This is a genomic window from Campylobacter sp. JMF_14 EL1 (genome assembly GCF_027737585.1).
In the GTDB taxonomy this organism is placed as follows: Bacteria; Campylobacterota; Campylobacteria; order Campylobacterales; family Campylobacteraceae; genus Campylobacter_B.
In genome coordinates this window covers 1-1,867 of the sequence record NZ_JAOVTW010000012.1, presented here as the reverse complement: position 1 = coordinate 1,867, position 1,867 = coordinate 1, and the positions used below count along the sequence as shown (strand labels likewise).

Genomic DNA, 1,867 nt, shown 5'->3' with positions numbered 1-1,867 from the left:
ACTTCTAAATCAATCCCTCAAACCTAAACAAGGATGATTGAGTTTATGATGAATATCTTGTGAGAGAATATTCATTTGTACTCTAGAAAGGAGGTGATCCAACCGCAGGTTCTCCTACGGTTACCTTGTTACGACTTCACCCCAGTCGCTGATTCCACTGTGGACGGTAGCTAGTTTAGCATTCCGGCTTCGAGTGAAATCAACTCCCATGGTGTGACGGGCGGTGAGTACAAGACCCGGGAACGTATTCACCGTAGCATGGCTGATCTACGATTACTAGCGATTCCGGCTTCATGCTCTCGAGTTGCAGAGAACAATCCGAACTGGGACATATTTTATAGATTTGCTCCATCTCGCGATATTGCGTCTCATTGTATATGCCATTGTAGCACGTGTGTCGCCCTAGGCATAAGGGCCATGATGACTTGACGTCGTCCACACCTTCCTCCTCCTTACGAAGGCAGTCTATTTAGAGTGCTCGGCCGAACCGTTAGCAACTAAATACGTGGGTTGCGCTCGTTGCGGGACTTAACCCAACATCTCACGACACGAGCTGACGACAGCCGTGCAGCACCTGTCTCAACATTCTAGCAAGCTAGCACTCTCTTATCTCTAAGAGATTTGTTGGATATCAAGCCTAGGTAAGGTTCTTCGCGTATCTTCGAATTAAACCACATGCTCCACCGCTTGTGCGGGTCCCCGTCTATTCCTTTGAGTTTTAATCTTGCGACCGTACTCCCCAGGCGGTATACTTAATCCGTTAGGTGGATTACTGCCATGACTAGCATAGCAACAACCAGTATACATCGTTTAGGGCGTGGACTACCAGGGTATCTAATCCTGTTTGCTCCCCACGCTTTCACGCATTAGCGTCAGTTAAGTTCCAGTAGATCGCCTTCGCAATGGGTATTCTTCTTGATCTCTACGGATTTTACCCCTACACCAAGAATTCCATCTACCTCTCCCTTACTCTAGATTACCAGTTTCCCAAGCAGTTTAACGGTTAAGCCGTTAGATTTCACAAGAGACTTGATAATCCGCCTACGCGTCCTTTACGCCCAGTGATTCCGAGTAACGCTTGCACCCTCCGTATTACCGCGGCTGCTGGCACGGAGTTAGCCGGTGCTTATTCGTTAGGTACCGTCAGTGTTCTTCCCTAACAAAAGGAGTTTACGCTCCGAAAAGTGTCATCCTCCACGCGGCGTTGCTGCTTCAGGGTTTCCCCCATTGAGCAATATTCCCTACTGCTGCCTCCCGTAGGAGTCTGGACCGTGTCTCAGTTCCAGTGTGACTGATCATCCTCTCAGACCAGTTATGCGTCATAGCCTTGGTAAGCCATTACCTTACCAACTAGCTGATACAATATAGTCTCATCCTACACCGAAAAACTTTCCCGACTTAACTTGTGTTAAGAAGGAGTATGGAGTATTAGCAGTCATTTCTAACTGTTGTCCTCCAGTGTAGGGCAGATTAACTATACATTACTCACCCGTGCGCCACTAACTCATAAGAGCAAGCTCTTACTTGTCCGTTCGACTTGCATGTATTAGGCACGCCGCCAGCGTTCACTCTGAGCCAGGATCAAACTCTCCATAAAAAATGTATCAAAGATAAAAAGAAACTTTTTATCTTTTAAATTCAATTTATGAAGTTTTTAATCTAAAAACTTAATTGTTTGTAACTTTTAAATTTGACAATTATAAAATTGTCTTTGGCTCAATCGATCACTTGTTTAGATTTCAAAGATTGACTAAAAGATAGTTTTTGACAATAATAAATAAAATAACACGCATTGGAAAATAACAGAAGTTAGATTTCAAAAACGGAAAGTGGATTATATTCAAGGGTTGCTTAAAAAGAGATTAAA

General features: G+C 44.2%; 1 rRNA gene. It reads right to left on the bottom strand.

Annotated elements, in window-relative coordinates:
• Nucleotides 1–86: 86 nt before the first annotated feature.
• A 16S ribosomal RNA gene (locus tag OFN73_RS08135) occupies nucleotides 87–1,597 on the bottom strand.
• Nucleotides 1,598–1,867 lie beyond the last annotated feature (270 nt).